Here is a 15824-nt window from a genome sequence, read left to right as displayed (position 1 = left end):
ATCTCTTTGATTAAATTTTTTAATTCATTTTCAAGCTCTTCAATTGTCACTGGATTTCCTGATTTTAATCTTCTTTTATATTCTTCAATGTTTAAAATACTCATGTGTAAATCCTTTACTTTTATTTTTTTATTTTATCATCTCTCAACATCTATATTAGGATTTACACAGTTTTTTTGATGGGGCCACTATATCCGGATACTCTTATTGACATCTTTTTCAAAAGATGTATAGACTTCTTCCTATTCAAATTTAGAACACAAAAGAATAAGCAGAAAAAATAAAACTATTTTTTTCTGATATGAATTGACATTAAGACCTAATTACCTTTTAAGAGTTGAGGGTTGTGAATTTTTTGATATTTATAAAGTTTTGTAATTTGTTGTGGTATTTATTAAAGATTTGTTTGTTTTCTATTTCAAGTTTTCTGTTTTTACTTATTTTAAGATATTCATCCTCAATATCAATTCCCAAAAATTTCCTTTCTAACAAATTTGCAGCTATTCCGGTAGTGCTACTTCCGGTAAATGGATCTAAAACCCAATCTCCTCGTTTACTTGAAGCAAGAATTATTCTTGTTAATACGGATAACGGTTTTTGTGTTGGATGCTTTCCGCACGATTTTTCCCATTTTGCTATGGCTGGTAATGTCCAAACATCTTTCATTTGTTTACCAGCGTTGATTTCTTTCATCAATTCATAGTTAAAATAATGTGGAACTTTTGTATTTTTTCTCGCCCAGATGATTTGTTCTGTTGAGTGTGTAAAATAACGGCACGAAAAGTTTGGCGGTGGATTTGTTTTTTGCCAAGTAATTATGTTAAGAATTTTAAAATCTAATTCTGTTAAAATCTGTCCGATACTAAAAATATTGTGCATAGTGCCACTTATCCAAATAGTAGCGTCATCTTTCATTTTATCTCGAACAAGTTTTAGCCATCTGCGGTTAAAATCATTTATATATTCAAAACCTTTAGATTTATCCCATTTCCCTTTATTAACACTGGTAATTTTCCCGTTTTTTATGGTTAAACCATCGTTTGATAAAAAATATGGCGGATCGGCAAAAACCATATTAAACTTGAAATCAAATTGCGGTAATAATTCAAATACATCTCCGTGTAATAAGATAAATTTTTTATCTTTTGATTTAAAATAAGATTTAATCATTTTTAATTTTTTCTCTAAATTCTTCAATACTTTTCCACGACATCTCACGTCCTTCACCATTTGGATAGTTTACATCTTCTTGCCCCCAAATCCATTTATAAGCCTTTAACAGAGCTTCTGGACTTTCTCCAGTATTAAATTTTAATAGGTCAATTTCTTCTATAAATTCATTTGGTTCTTCACCATTTTTTACTCGTTCTAATAAATCAATAAGTTCGATAGTGAGTTTTTTATTCTCTTGCGATTTTTCTTCAATATCTTGGAATATCTGTTTATGTGTTATTTGCCATAATCCACTTTCTTTCGGATTATAAATAAAAACGAGAAAGTCTTCTTTTTTAGGTCGTCCGTAAACTGTCTTTCCACCAGGTTTTGTAATAACAATTTTATTTCCATTTTTTAATTGTTCGACTTCATAACCTCGGTATTCTATTTTTTCAAGAATTTTCACAAATTCTTCTCGTGATTTATTTTTTATCTCAATTTTCTTTAAATCAACAGAATGTGTGTAGTAGTTTTTTTTCATTCCAATATCCTTTTTAATACTCCGTTTCTTAACATTTCCAAATTCAAAAGATAATCCGCTTTATCAAAATATTCTCTCAATGGTTTTAAAGTTGATTTCCAGCCGGCTCCATCGGTTATCCAAATAAATTCAATGCCTTGGTTGTTCCAATAATCATTCATTCTAATATATTCAGTTGCAGTAGATTTAAGTTTGGAACCCCCGCCACCATAAAAATTAACCTCGATAAAATAAAGCTTACCGTTTTTGTTAACAGCAAAATCAATAATTCTTGATGACTTATCAACTTTAACATCAATATTCCATTTGTCTTTAATTTTCTTTGCGGTCGCTTGTGGCATATATTTAATGTTTAATTCTTTTGTTGTATCTCTTACAAACTCTTCCACAATATTTTCCATTAAAGTTCCTCCACGATTTTTTCTGCCATTACTATCCAAACCGACTTCAACACCGGTTGCATAATCAACCAAATTCTTAATTTTCTTATCTTTTAAAAGCTCTCCCAAACCACTTTTTAATATGAAATCAGAAAATATTTTTATTTCATCTTTTGAATAACTTTTCTTTGAAAAATTAAATTCTCGATAAATAAAATTTCTTGTATCTATCAAGACCTCCAACGATTTGTCTCTAATTGCAAGAAGCAAAGGAATTGCTTTAATTGTTTCGGGGTATTTCAGCAATAAATCAACTGTTTCTTTGTGTAATTTCTTTTTGCCAATAAGGTAGTTAAGTAAATTCAGTTCTTTTTCAATGGGCTCAATATTTTGTAAAACTTTTTTCCAGTTTACAAAATAATCCCATTGTGTAATCTTATCTTTAAAAGATGATGTAATCTCTTCAAAAAGTTCATCTTCTGTTTTATTGAGCAATTGACATAATTTTTTCATAAGCATTATTTGTAATTAACAATTCTGTTAATTCTCCTCTTTTATTTGGTTTTGAGTTAATATTCCTTCTTGCTAAAACTCTTTTTATCTTAAATTCACTATACAGCTCATCAAAGAAATTGTTATTTGAATCTTTTCCTTTAACATCTGAATTACTTAATATCCATTGATATCCGAGTAAATCAATTTTTTTACAGAATTTAGCAAGCCTTATTTGTTCGTTATCATCGAATTCATCTTTTACATAAGAATTAAAACTTGATGTTTTGCTTAAAGGTTTATAAGGTGGATCGAAATAAAACAGTGTATTTCCTTTTGCATATTTCAACGTTTCTTCAAAATCACCGTTTAATATAATTACTTTTTGAAGAACTTTATTTACGGCTCTTAAATTTTTTTCATCACAAATCATTGGTGTTTTATAACTTCCAATTGGCACATTAAATTCATTTTTTCTGTTAACACGATATAAACCGTTAAAACAAGTTCGATTAAGAAATATAAACAGTGCCGCTTGAATTGTTTTATCAGATTTTCTACTATTAAATAAAGTTCTCTTTGTATAATAGTATTCTTTTTTTTCTTCGGGTTTGTCTTTTAACAAATGGTATTCCTTTTCCCATATTTTTAAAATGGATATTAATTCTTCAACATTTTCTTTTATTGTTTTGTAAGCGTTGATTAAATCTGCATTTATATCATTGATTATCGCTTTTTTAATATTTTGGTATTTTTGTAAAATCCAAAACAGAACAGCACCTCCACCAACAAACGGCTCAATATATGTAAATTGAGTTTGTTTAATGTAATCAGGAATTAGATTATTAATTTCATCTAATAATTGTGTTTTCCCACCGGCCCATTTTATAAACGGTTTTACTATTTTATCTATTTGTTTTATATTATCCATCTGTGTTTTTTTTATTGTGCCTAACTTGTTCATATTCAAACTGTTTAGATATGATTTATTAGAAAGATAAGCAAAATGTTTGTATATGCTTCCCTCTAAATGAGCGTTATTTTTTGTTTTTTTATTCATATCTCGCATTCTCCTAAAGAAACTGTCAAATGAATTATTTTTATTCTAAAAGGTTTTTGTACTTACATGAATATAAATTTCATCATCGGTAAACTTTTGTGTCTATAAAAGTTTACTATTATTTAATATAACAAATATATCATAAAAAAAAGCAAAAATCAAATTCATTTTCATCCCAGATGTAGGTAAATCTCATTTGCTAATCCAAAATAGGAAAAAGAGTGTTTTATTCCTGTTTTCTGTAAATGAAACACCTACTTTTTAAGTTTTACCTCACAAAATGCTTATAAATTATATTTTTATTTTTCTAAAATTGAGGAAATCAGAGGAAATAGAAAAAAAATACAGGGATTATTTAGAAGCCCTTAAAAACCGCTGATTAATCCAATTGAATATTTTTTCTGTGATATCTTTGGACTATATCCGGGTCAGGATGGAGTGAAACTTTTGCCTTTTCTTTACCTTCATAAGGAATCTGGGAAAGCACATATCTGATACTCTCTAACCTTGCGGTTTTTTTATCATTGGAATTTACAATAATCCAAGGCGAATAGCTGGTATGTGTTTTGGAAAACATTTCCTCTTTATAATATGTTATCTGATCCCAAAGCTCCTGGGCTTTTTTATCAACAGGAGAGAGTTTCCACTGTTTTAATGGATTCCTCATTCTCTCTTCAAATCTTCTTTTTTGGGTTTCTTTTGAAATAGAAAACCAAAATTTAATTAATATGATTCCGTCATCTATTAGGGCATTTTCCATTTCCGGGACTTCTCTGATGAATTTTTCATACTGCTCTTTTGTACAAAATCCGAAAACAGGCTCAACAATCGCCCTGTTGTACCAGCTTCTGTCAAAAAAAGCTATTTCACCGGGATCCGGCAAATGTCTGAAATATCTTTGAAAATAAAACTGCCCCGATTCAACTTCTGTAGGTTTTGGAAGAGCCACAACCCTGTATTTTCTTGGATTTAAATGCTCGGCAAATCTTTTAATAGCTCCGCCTTTTCCTGCGGCGTCCCTTCCTTCAAAAATAATCATAACTCTTTTTTTATTTTCAAAAACCCAGTTTTGAAGTTTAATCAGTTCTATTTGTAATCTTATTAATTCCTCTTCATATTCAACTGTTTTTAAAATTTTTCTTAATTTTTTCTTTTTAACCAGCCCGCTGAGACCGGATTTTGTCCTTAATTTTCTAAATGCATCTTCAACCAAATTTATTTTTGTTTTTAATTCCGGATTTTCAATATTTTTTTTAAGCTCTTCTAAACTCTGCATTATCGTTTTCATTTTTCTCCTTGTTATTTAATATCTTTTATTTATTATAGCACACAATTTATCCTAATTTGCTATAATTTTGTTAAAAAAAGGCATATAATGTTCAGTAAAAGAATACAAAAACTTTCTCCCTCATTAACAATAGCAATTTCCCAAAAAGCAAGGGAACTAAAAGCCCAGGGCAGGGATATTTTGGCTTTCAGTGCGGGAGAACCTGATTTTGACACACCTGAAGTTATTAAATATGAAGCAATAAAAGCCATTACCGAAGGATTTACAAAATATACAAATGTTGCCGGAATTCCGGAACTTTTGGAAGCTATAAAAATAAAACTGAAAAGAGATAACCATTTGGACTACGAAATGGATGAAATAATAGTAAGCAACGGGGCAAAACAATCCCTTTTTAACATATTTGCAGCTATTGTGGATGAAGGTGACGAGGTAATAATCCCGGCTCCTTACTGGGTTACATATCCCGAGCTTGTAAAATATCATGGAGGGACACCTGTTATAATCCAGACAAATGAAAAAACAAATTTTAAAATAACGCCTGATATGTTAAAAAAAGCAATTACACCAAAGACAAAGGCATTAATGCTTACATCTCCGAGTAATCCCACAGGAAGTATATATTCAAAAAAAGAATTAAGTGCCATTGCCGAAGTTTTAAAAGAAACGAATATCTGGGTTATAAGTGATGAAATGTATGAAAAACTGATTTATGAAGGGGAATTTGTTGCAGCAGCAAGTATAAATGAAGATATGTATAAAAGAACTGTTACCGTAAACGGCCTGTCTAAATCCCATGCAATGACGGGTTGGAGATTCGGATACTGTGCAAGTAAAAACAAAGAGCTTGTAAAAAAAATGATAACCCTTCAATCACAAAGCACATCAAATATAAACACAATAACACAAAAAGCGGCTATTCCGGCACTTCTTGGAAAAGCAGACGAAGATATAAAAAAAATGGTAAATGAATTTAAAAGAAGAAGAGATTTTGTATACGAGGCTTTCAATTCAATTGAGGGGCTCAGTGCCATAAAACCGCAGGGCGCTTTTTATATTTTTGTAAATCATAAAAAAATTGTAAACGATTCAATGAATTTTGCCCTTGATTTGCTTGAAGAAAAAGGCGTTGCCGTGGTTCCGGGACTTGGATTCGGAAGTGAGGGATATTTCAGATTTTCATTTGCAACCGATTTTGAAACTATAAACAAAGGCATAAAAAGAATAGAAGAATTTGTAAAAGAAATATTATGATTAGACATGTAGTTATTTTTAAAACAAAAAAAAATGCCCCCCTTTTGGAGTTTAAAAAACAAATAGAAAATTTAAAAAATCTGATTAAAGAAATTAAACATATAGAAGTGGGAATTGATATAAAATTTGATGAAAATTCCAGTGATTTTTGCGTAATTACCGAAGTGAAAAACATTGAAGATTTAAAAATTTACGCCACACATCCAAAACATTTGGAAATCATTGATTTCATAAAGCCTTTTATACTCGAAAGAAGAGTTGTGGATTATGAAACACACTAAAACAATAATTTTTCTTCTTTTTTTTATTTTTTTAGTTATTCTTGTTAATTCTTTTTCTGTAATATATTTAGTACAAAACAATCAAATAAAAAATGCATACATTATAAATGAACTGGGGCAAATAAGGGGAGGAACACAAAGATACTGCAAACTTGCGCTGATAGGAAAAGATAAAGAAAAAATCAAAGACGTAAAAAAATATATTGACAATAAATATTCAGATGTTGAAAACATCTATAAAGACATCATTCCATATGAAGCTATGGATTTTTTTAAGAAAAATTTTTACAGTTTAAAAAACAACTGGGAAAAAATAAAAAAAACTAAAAATAAAAACAAATTATATATTTTAAGCGAACAAAGCTGGGAAACGGCAGACCCTCTTGTAATTTATATAGCAAAGGCAATGGAGAATAAAACACAAAAAATTCTGTTTTTTATAATTTTAATATCCATAATTTCAGTACTTACAACACTTGTGAGTATTTATATTGTTTACAGTGTAATAAGTAAAAGTCTGAATATAAAAACACTTAAAAATCCTGTAAGTAAACTTTATAATTTATATCATCTGGAAGAAACTCTTAATGTTTTGCAAAACAGATATCAAAGATACGGGAAAAATTTTGCACTGCTGAAAATTATTTCTGAGAATATCCCCTCTGAAAAGACGATAAAAGAAATTTCTAAAATATTAAAAAACAATATAAGAAGAAGTGACAAAATTTATCATTATCAAAATAAAATTGTAATAATTTTTATAGAACCTGAAAAAATGGACTTAAATAAAACACAAAAAAGACTAACTGAATTGATTCAAAAAAAACTTAAAAATATAAAAGCTGAAATTATTATATATTCCGGAGAAGACATAAAAAGATTTATTTAGTCTTTTTCAGTTCACTGAACACATAAACAGTGGCTATAATTATCACACTTCCGAGTAAAATCAAACTTCCGAAGACAGCACTTTTATGCGCTTTTTCTCCGGTTCCAAATAAAAAACCTACCATTATTAAAAATCCGGTCCATATCAGATTTGCCGAAAAAGTAAGAGGAATAAACCATCTAAGCGGCATATGGGATAAACCGGCGGGAATAGAAATATACTGTCCAAGTCCGGGAGTAAGAGGAGCTAAAAAGGCGGAAATTTTTCCATGATTTTTCCAAAATTTTGTTACTTTTTCTATTACAGGTTTGTCTTTTAAGATTTTATTTACCAAAAATTTTGCCAAAAAATAATTTACAAGAGCGCCGCTTAAACTGCCGAGTGCAGCGCATAACCAAACACTGATCAGATTCATTTTACCTGTTGCCGCAAGATATCCGGCCGGCAGTAAAACAAGCTCACTTGGAACCGGTATAAAAGTGCCGACTAAAAGCATATAAAAATAAATACCTATATATCCTAAAGAATGAGCAAAATTCACCAAAAAGTTTATTATTTCATTTAACAACCTAAACCTTTAAATATCAAATTCTGCAACTAACGGCACATGGTCAGATGGAGTCGGTTTTCTTTTTCGCCTGATTTCGGTTAAAATTTCCACATCTTTAAATTTTTCAAAAAGAGGCTCACTCACCAATATATAATCAAGCCTGAGCCCTTCGTTTTTATAAACCGCGGCGCCTCTGTAATCGTAAAATGAAAAGACTTTTTCATTAGGATGTTTTTTTCTTATAACATCTATAAATCCGCTGTCTAAAAATTTAGACAAAATTGCCCTCTCTTCTGGTAAATGGGTCACTTCACCGTCCCAGATTTCTTCGTCCCAGACATCAAGAGATGTATGTGATATATTGAAATCACCGCATATTAAAACTTTTTGCTTGTTTAAATCAAATCGTTTCAAAAATTCAAACAGTTTATTATAAAAATAAATTTTATATTCAAACCTTTCGCCGTAATTGTCTCCCAGAGGCGCATAAATATTGATAATATGAATATTATTAATCAATGTATAAATAAATCTCGATTCGCTAAGTTCTCCCTCAAAACCTTTTTGATAATTTTCAATTTCAAAAACGCTGCATGTCGCCACACCGTTTAATTTTTTTTGACCGTGAATAATGCAGTGCATATTGTCGAATTTTGGAAAATTATCCTCTTCGGTTTTAATTTCCTGCATACATATAACATCCACATTATATTCATTTATAATATTTTTTACAATTTCTTCTCTTTGTCTTATAGAATTTACATTAAAAGTACATAATTTCATTTCACTCCTTATTACTCACTACTCACTACTCACTACTCACTATTTTATATTCCCATTTTACCAGGATTAAGTATTCCGTTTGGATCAAATGCATTTTTTATTCGTTTAAACAGATTCATTTCAGCCGCACTGAATGCAAGTTTCATAAAAGGAGCCTTGCTAAGACCTATTCCGTGCTCCCCGCTGAGTGTACCCTCAAGTGAAATAACAAGTTTAAAAATTTCTTCCACCGCTTTATAACCCCTTTTAACCTCATCTTCATTTTCACCGTCAACCATTACATTTACATGGATATTTCCGTCCCCGGAATGCCCAAAACAGGGAATTGTTACATTATATTTTTTCCCTATTTCTTCTATTCCTTTTAGTGCATCCGGAAGTTTACTCCTTGGAACGGATATATCTTCATTTAATTTTTTACTTCCGTATATTGTAATAGACTGACTTGCATTCCTTCTTGCAAACCATATTTCTTCTGATTTTTCTTTATCTGCCGTTGCAATAAATTCTTTAGCCCCGTTTTGCTTAAATGATTTTTCCAAAATTTTTAATTGATAATCAATTTCTTCCTCGACATTCCCGTCAACATCGCCTACAAGTAAAGCCCCGGCCCATTCAGGCAGATTAACCCCTAATTTTTCCCTCAGCGCTTTTACAACAAGAGAATCCATAAATTCCATGGCAACAGGAACAGCCCCGGATGAAAGGGATTTATAAACGGCATTCATTGCATCTACCACATTTTCAAAAATTCCCATATATGTTTTTTTCATTTTAGGCTTTGGACGCAGTTTCAGCGTTATTTCCGTCAATACGGCCAAAGTTCCTTCGCTTGCTATTAATATTCCCGCCACATTATATCCGGCTACATCTTTTATTGTCCTTTTCCCTGCCCTTATAATATCCCCGTTTGGTAAAACAGCCCTGAGACACATTACATAATCTTTTGTAAGTCCGTATTTTGCAGCTCTCATCCCGCCTGCATTTTCAGCCACATTTCCGCCTATTGTGGAATAATCCATACTTGCGGGATCCGGCGGATAAAAAAGACCCCTTTTTTCCACTTCTTTTTGAAGCTCTGAATTAATAACACCAGGCTGTACAACAGCAACCATATCTTTTTCGTCAATTTCAATTATTTTATTCATATATTTTTCCACAGCCAGTATAATCCCTCCGTTTACCGGAAGCGCCCCGCCTGTAAATCCGCTTCCCGCACCTCTTGGAATTACAGCTATTTTATTATTATTGCAATATTTTAAAATTTCACTTATTTCTTTTTCATTTTCAGGAAATATTACCGCATCTGGGTAAAAATGTTCTTTTGTGGCATCATAGGAATACGCCCTTAAATGAGCTTTGTCTGTTTTGATATCATCATCACCCACAATGTTTTTTAAATTCTCTATATGTCTGCTTTCAATCATTTTATTCCTTTATTAAACTTTTGTAATATTTGGCATACGAACCGATACTTTGTTTAAACAGATTTTTAACTTTTGAAAAAACATTTCCCTCTATATGAAAATTTGGATAGGTTACAAAAAAAGGCTCGGTGTATTTATAATTTTTTTCAGCTGAAAACTCTTTTATGGCATAAAAGCTGTATGAATCCACAAGATATATTTTATCCAAAACAAAAGCATACAAACCTATATCCATCTTTTTTGCAAAATTTATAAAATCATCCCTAGTCGGATTTTCTTCCAAAAATGTCGCAAAAATATCAGGAGAAATCAGTGTTTTATTTTTAAATAACTCTTTGGCTTTTAAATAACTTTGCTGATTTGGGGCGATAATCATTATTCTGTTGTAATTTTTTGCCAGGATGATTTTATCACCGGGTTTTGGTATGGCTACAGGAAGAGCGAAAGAGTCGTTTTCCAAATTATCATAAACACTTAATTTACCTTCGGTGCCAAAAAGTGTGGCCTTCGCACAAATTATATTTTTATTTTCATAAGGACACAAAACTATTCCACTTACGCCCTTTTTTACATATTTGTCTACACTTATTTTATCATTTTGTATACTTTTAATTGTAACTTCATAACCCATTAAAGAGCTTATTAAAACAAATAAGATTAAAATCCTCTTCATTAAAAACCTTTTTTTGGTACAATTATATCAAAAAGGAAACTGATGCAATATGATATTTTGGTAATTGGCAGCGGAATTGCAGGAATGATGGCTGCCATTGAAGCAAAAGAACTTGGAAGCAATGTTGCAATTGTTACAAAAAAATCCCCAATGGCCAACAATTCATTTATGGCAAAAGGCGGAATAAACGCCGCTCTTAATAATATGAAAGACGGAGATTCAATTGAACATCACATAGAAGACACATTAAAAAGCGGTATAGGACTGGCGGAAGAAGAAGCAGTCAGAATTTTTTGCGAAAACGCCCCTCAGGTAATCAGAAATCTGCACAGAAAATACAAAGTTCCTTTTACCACACTTCCCGATGGAAGACTTGCCCAAAGACCCTTTGGCGGAACAAAATTCAAAAGAACATGTTTCTCAGCCGATGCTACAGGTCCCGCAATTATGAAAGCACTGAGTAAAACAATAAAAGAACTTGATATTCCGAGTATTACAAATCATTTTGCAATTAATTTATTAATAAACGATGGGAAAGTTGCAGGGGCCACATTTTTAGATGAAACCAATGAAGAAATAAAAATAATAAAAGCAAAAGCGGTTATAGTCGCAACAGGAGGATATGCGGGGCTTTACAGAGGATATACTACAAATATTACAGATGCAACGGGCGACGGAGTAGCAATGGGGCTTAGAGCCGGGCTGGAAGCTATGGATTTGGAATTTATACAATTTCATCCGACTGGTCTTGAAGGGACAAACTATTTAATTTCCGAGGCTGCAAGAGCGGAGGGAGGAAAACTTATAAACAGCGACGGGAAAGAATTTGTAGATGAACTCAATACAAGAGATTTTGTTACCCGTGCAATAGTAAAACAATTAAATAAAGGCAAAAAAGTATATCTGGACTTGACAATGATAGATGAAGAGATAATAAATACAAAGCTTATTAATCTTAAAAAAAGAGTTAAATCACTAAAAGGAATAGATATAAGCAAAGAGCCGATTCCTTTAAATCCGTTAGCCCATTATACCATGGGGGGTATTAAAACGGACACATTCGGTTTTACAAGCATAGAAGGTGTTTTTTATGCCGGAGAAGCGGGAAATAACGGTGTAAACGGTGCAAACAGGCTTGGAGGCAATTCTTTAAGTGAAGGGGCTGTATTTGGAAAAATCACAGGATACGAAGCCGTTAAATATTCTTTCAGGCAAAAAACATTTGTCGACATACCGGATGATACAATACAAAAAGACATAGAATTAATAAACAAATTAAAAAGCACAAAAATAGATGCAAAAAAAATAAAACATGAAATAGGCGAACTGTTATTTAAAAAAGTAGGTATTTTAAGAAACGGATATGCAATAAAAAAAGCACTCGAAAAATTAAAAACCATCAAAAATACTTTAAATGAAAATGATGAAAAAGATTCAAATTTAAAAGAAAAATTGGAATGTGTAAATGCAATTGATATTTCTAAAGCCTTGGCAAAAGCGGCACTTTACAGGGAAGAAAGCAGAGGTGCGCACTTTAGACTTGACTTCCCAGAACAAGACTTCTCATTTAACCACCATACAATTACAAAATTAGAGGATTAAATCCTCCTATATTTGTATAACTTTTATTTTATCTGTATTTAAACTTTTGTTCAATTCTTCTTCAATTCCCATCAAAGTAACCATTCCACTGGCACATGAAGCACATGCCCCGAGATATCTTACATACACTTCAAATTTATCGCCGTTTTCCTTTACATCAATGAGTTCCAGACTTCCTCCGTCCATTGCTAAAGCCGGTTTTATTTTTTTATCAAGTATCTCTTCAACCGCTTTAATTTTTTTAACCAGACTCATATCTTCAAATTTTTGAGACTCAGCCCCTTTTTGAAGTTTTTCTTTTTTCATTTCTTCTTGTACTTCTTTTATAATATCCACCAGATAAACATCCCTTTCTTCATGTCCCCCGGGTGCTACACAGCTTTTGCAATATGTACCGGCGTCAGTGTATTTTTGAAGCTCTTCAATAGTTTTTACATTATGTTTTCTTACTATTTCTTCGATTTCTCCTCTTGTAACCCTTGCACATTCACAGACTATTTCACTGTTTTTAAGTTTTTTTGCATCTTCACCTTTATATTTGGCCGCCGCTTCAATAATTACATCATACGCCATTACGCTGCAGTGCATTTTCTGAGGTGGAAATGCGGGTTTGTCCGGTTCGTCCCTCAATGCTTTTTCAACATCCAGATTTGTAATTTTCATAGCCTCATCCACTGTTTTACCGATGGTAAGTTCTGTCATCATATCCGAAGAGGCTATCGCCGTTCCGCATCCGAAAGATTTAAATCTCGCATCAATTATTTTATCTGTATTAGGATCAACCAGCCAGTAAAGTCTTACACTGTCCCCGCACGCTTCACTTCCAAAATCGGCAACCACCAATTTTGCCCCTCTTTTTTTAGCGTCTTCTTCACTGAATTCTCCCAAAAATTTCGGATTATTCATTCTTTCAATCACTTTATTTGAATACTGTTCCCAGACATTTCCGGTTATTAAATCGTTTCTACCCATTATTACTCCTTGTATAAAAATTTAAATTCAATTTGTGCGAATAAATTCGTAACTTCTAAAACATATTCATATTGGAGATAAGGCTTTAGTCTCATATAATTATTAGCGAATAAATTCGCTTTTCCATTCACTACTCACCACCCCGCCGCTTTTCAAGCGGCCGGGCAGGCTCACTACTCACTACTCACTACTCACTATTAATTAGGTTTCACCTTGGCATATGACATTGATATGCTTCTTAGTCTCTCAACAATTTTTGGTAACTTTTCTATTACATAATCTATTTCTTCTTCAGTCGTAAATCTGCTTAATGAAAAAATTATACCGGTATGTGCTATTTCAGGGTCTTCCCCCAAAGCCTCAAGCACTTCGCTTCCTTCAAGCCTTTCACTTGAGCAGCTGCTTCCTGTTGCAGCATATATTTTATTTAAATTCAAATCCCATAGCATAGCTTCACCTTCAATTCCCTTAAATGATGCAATTACACTGTTTGGAAGCCTCTGTTTTTTATCTACATATGTTTTAGTGTCAGGAATTTGTAAAATTGCATCTTCAAGTTTATCTCTGAGTGAAGAAACTTTTGTGTACATTTCATCCAAATGCTCATTTGCCAATCTTAAAGCTTCAGCCATTGCAACCATTCCGTTTAAGTATACACTGCCTCCTCTTTTTCCTCCCATTTGATTTCCCCCGTGTATCAAATTGACAAAAGGAGCGCCTTTTTTAATATATAATCCTCCAATTCCTTTTGGTCCGTGAAATTTATGAGCCGAAAATGTAAAATAATCAACTCCGAGTTCTCTTACATTAACCCTCGATTTTCCTATAGCCTGGGCTCCGTCACAGTGAAAAGGGATATTATATTTTTTTGCTATTTCTCCAATCTCTTTAATAGGTTGAATCGCACCGCTTTCATTACTTGCAAATAATACACTAATAAGAGCAGTATCATCTCTTATTGCATCAACCAGTTCATCAAGCCTTATTCTTCCGTTTTCATCGGTATAAAGATATGTAACCTCCATCCCCAAAGTTTTTGCATAAGCACATGGCGCTTTTATTGAGCTGTGTTCTGCAATAGTTGTAATTATATGTTTTTTTTCACTTCCTTTAAGATAGGCATCCAAAAAAGTTTTAATAACGGCATTGTTTCCCTCCGTTGTGGAAGAGGTAATTAAAATATCGTCTTCGTCACTTGCGCCAATTCCGGGATAAATAATGTCATATGCTTTGTTCATGGCCTCTCTTGCCTCTATTCCCAAATCATAAATAACATTTACATTCCCGAAAATATCGCTGCTTTGGCAATATATCTTTTTTACTTTTTCATCCATTGGTGTTGTGGAATTATTATCCAAATATACTTTCATTTTACACCCTTATTATAAGTTTTTCTTATTGTAATATAAAGAAGGTAAAAAAAAATTGACATATATCAAAAAAAATAAAAAATCAATCTTTTTTTAGAAGTTTTGAAAGAATTGCTTGCAGTTTCAACCAGCTTTTATGGGGCATTAAAGGAAATCCTCCGTAAATTCCGGGATTTTTTATAGTTTTTGTAACACCTCCTCTTGCTGCAATTGTAGTAAACGGAGCAATTTCAAGATGACCGGCGGTTGCACTCTGTCCGCCCATTATGACATTTCTTCCAAGTTTGGAAGAACCTGAAAGCCCGACTTGTGAAACCAAAATGGAATATTCGCCTATTTCACAGTTATGTCCTATTTGAACAAGATTATCTATTTTAGAACCTTTTTTTATCAGTGTTTCACCAAATACCGCTCTGTCAACAGTGGTATTTGCCCCTATTTCAACATCATCTTCTATTACAACTTTTCCCAAATGATATATTTTTATATGTTTTCCTTCTTTTGTATGCGCATATCCAAATCCGTCGCTTCCTATAACACTTCCTGCGTGAATTGTTACGTTTTTACCTATTTTTGTATCCCTGTAAATAGTTACATTCGGGTAAATTGTGCTTCCCTCATCTATTTCAACGTAAGGGCCTATTACGGCATTTGGCATAACTACAACATTTTTGCCTATTCTTGCACCTTTTCCAATCCTAACGGAACTGTCCACTAATGCATCTTTATTTATCTGATATCCTCCGTTTTCCCATGGGGCAAAAACAAACAATTTTGTAAGAAGGGCCAGTTTTAAATACGGTTCTTCTGTAATTAAAGGAATTATATTTTGAGGTAATTTTTTGGCATCTTCCTCTCTTACTAAAACAGCCCCCGCTTTTGTATTTTTTAAAAATTTTTCATATTTTTTATTTTCCAAAAAACTTATTTCATTTTTCCCTGCGTCATGCAAAGTATTTATTCCAATAATTTTTTTATCACTGTCCGGACAGTCAATATCCAAATATTTACATATTTCTTTTAAATTAAACTCTTTAATCTCATTTGCCATTTTACATTCTTTTGCCATATTTTTACTTTCCTATTTTTATTTTTTCATATCCGTTA

At 32.1% G+C, this 15824-nt stretch carries 16 protein-coding genes; 4 read left to right on the top strand and 12 right to left on the bottom strand.

The genetic code is table 11. From position 1 onward, the window contains the following. Positions 1–330: 330 nt before the first annotated feature. From DZ68_RS0109360 to ppk2, 5 genes are all read right to left on the bottom strand, one after another. Complete coding sequence (locus DZ68_RS0109360) at positions 331–1170, bottom strand: site-specific DNA-methyltransferase (protein WP_024788334.1); 840 nt, start codon at positions 1168–1170, stop codon at positions 331–333. Next, positions 1163–1696 carry a hypothetical protein gene (locus DZ68_RS0109355; protein WP_024791055.1) on the bottom strand — a complete coding sequence of 178 codons (534 nt, stop codon included), beginning with the start codon at positions 1694–1696 and terminating at the stop codon, positions 1163–1165. The genes DZ68_RS0109360 and DZ68_RS0109355 overlap by 8 nt, the downstream gene beginning before the upstream one ends. Next, the gene (locus DZ68_RS0109350; protein ID WP_024791054.1) at positions 1693–2589 is read right to left on the bottom strand and encodes a type II restriction endonuclease; all 897 of its coding nucleotides are present in this window, start codon (positions 2587–2589) and stop codon (positions 1693–1695) included. The genes DZ68_RS0109355 and DZ68_RS0109350 overlap by 4 nt, the downstream gene beginning before the upstream one ends. Then, positions 2561–3499, bottom strand: a complete 939-nt coding sequence (locus DZ68_RS0109345; protein ID WP_035907623.1) for a DNA adenine methylase — start codon at positions 3497–3499, stop codon at positions 2561–2563. Before DZ68_RS0109345 ends, DZ68_RS0109350 begins: the two co-directional genes overlap by 29 nt. 508 nt (positions 3500–4007) lie before the next feature. Next, positions 4008–4916: a polyphosphate kinase 2 gene (gene ppk2, locus DZ68_RS0109335; protein WP_024788331.1), complete on the bottom strand. Its 909-nt coding sequence runs from the start codon at positions 4914–4916 to the stop codon at positions 4008–4010. 87 nt (positions 4917–5003) lie between these two features. On the opposite strand from ppk2, the gene DZ68_RS0109330 reads away from it, so the two are divergent. Genes DZ68_RS0109330 through DZ68_RS0109320 form a run of 3 tightly spaced genes read left to right on the top strand, consistent with a single transcriptional unit; the run spans position 5004 to position 7340 of the window. After that, positions 5004–6170: a pyridoxal phosphate-dependent aminotransferase gene (locus DZ68_RS0109330; protein ID WP_024791053.1), complete on the top strand. Its 1167-nt coding sequence runs from the start codon at positions 5004–5006 to the stop codon at positions 6168–6170. Continuing rightward, positions 6167–6451 carry a Dabb family protein gene (locus DZ68_RS0109325; protein ID WP_024788329.1) on the top strand — a complete coding sequence of 95 codons (285 nt, stop codon included), beginning with the start codon at positions 6167–6169 and terminating at the stop codon, positions 6449–6451. Before DZ68_RS0109330 ends, DZ68_RS0109325 begins: the two co-directional genes overlap by 4 nt. Continuing rightward, on the top strand, positions 6438–7340 hold the full coding sequence (locus DZ68_RS0109320) for a hypothetical protein (protein ID WP_024788328.1): 903 nt from the start codon (positions 6438–6440) through the stop codon (positions 7338–7340). Before DZ68_RS0109325 ends, DZ68_RS0109320 begins: the two co-directional genes overlap by 14 nt. Here DZ68_RS0109320 and DZ68_RS0109315 read toward each other — a convergent pair. From DZ68_RS0109315 to DZ68_RS10560, 4 genes are read right to left on the bottom strand one after another with little or no spacing between them, the layout of a single operon-like run. Next, on the bottom strand, positions 7333–7908 hold the full coding sequence (locus tag DZ68_RS0109315; protein WP_024788327.1) for a DedA family protein: 576 nt from the start codon (positions 7906–7908) through the stop codon (positions 7333–7335). The genes DZ68_RS0109320 and DZ68_RS0109315 overlap by 8 nt on opposite strands. A 9-nt stretch (positions 7909–7917) precedes the next feature. Beyond that, positions 7918–8673, bottom strand: a complete 756-nt coding sequence (xth, locus tag DZ68_RS0109310) for an exodeoxyribonuclease III (RefSeq protein ID WP_024788326.1) — start codon at positions 8671–8673, stop codon at positions 7918–7920. A 44-nt stretch (positions 8674–8717) separates the two neighbouring features. After that, positions 8718–10100: an FAD-binding oxidoreductase gene (locus DZ68_RS0109305; RefSeq protein ID WP_024788325.1), complete on the bottom strand. Its 1383-nt coding sequence runs from the start codon at positions 10098–10100 to the stop codon at positions 8718–8720. 1 nt (position 10101) lies between these two features. Beyond that, a complete protein-coding gene (locus tag DZ68_RS10560) occupies positions 10102–10773 on the bottom strand; it encodes a plasminogen-binding N-terminal domain-containing protein (RefSeq protein ID WP_024788324.1) in 672 nt (223 codons plus the stop codon). Positions 10774–10815: 42 nt separating this feature from the next. On the opposite strand from DZ68_RS10560, the gene DZ68_RS0109295 reads away from it, so the two are divergent. Beyond that, a complete protein-coding gene (locus DZ68_RS0109295; RefSeq protein WP_024791052.1) occupies positions 10816–12375 on the top strand; it encodes an L-aspartate oxidase in 1560 nt (519 codons plus the stop codon). 6 nt (positions 12376–12381) lie between these two features. Here the strand turns inward: DZ68_RS0109295 and DZ68_RS0109290 are convergent, their stop codons facing one another. The 3 genes from DZ68_RS0109290 to lpxD all read right to left on the bottom strand — a co-directional run bounded on the left by DZ68_RS0109290 (position 12382) and on the right by lpxD (position 15768). Further along, positions 12382–13347, bottom strand: a complete 966-nt coding sequence (locus DZ68_RS0109290) for an iron-sulfur cluster assembly scaffold protein NifU (RefSeq protein WP_024788322.1) — start codon at positions 13345–13347, stop codon at positions 12382–12384. 197 nt (positions 13348–13544) lie between these two features. Beyond that, on the bottom strand, positions 13545–14717 hold the full coding sequence (locus DZ68_RS0109285) for a cysteine desulfurase family protein (RefSeq protein ID WP_024788321.1): 1173 nt from the start codon (positions 14715–14717) through the stop codon (positions 13545–13547). An 82-nt stretch (positions 14718–14799) separates the two neighbouring features. Then, positions 14800–15768 carry a UDP-3-O-(3-hydroxymyristoyl)glucosamine N-acyltransferase gene (lpxD, locus tag DZ68_RS0109280; protein ID WP_024788320.1) on the bottom strand — a complete coding sequence of 323 codons (969 nt, stop codon included), beginning with the start codon at positions 15766–15768 and terminating at the stop codon, positions 14800–14802. Positions 15769–15824: the final 56 nt, after the last annotated feature.

This window comes from Lebetimonas sp. JS085 (assembly GCF_000523295.1).
Classification (GTDB): Bacteria; Campylobacterota; Campylobacteria; order Campylobacterales; family Nautiliaceae; genus Lebetimonas.
This window is presented reverse-complemented; position numbering and strand designations above follow the sequence as displayed.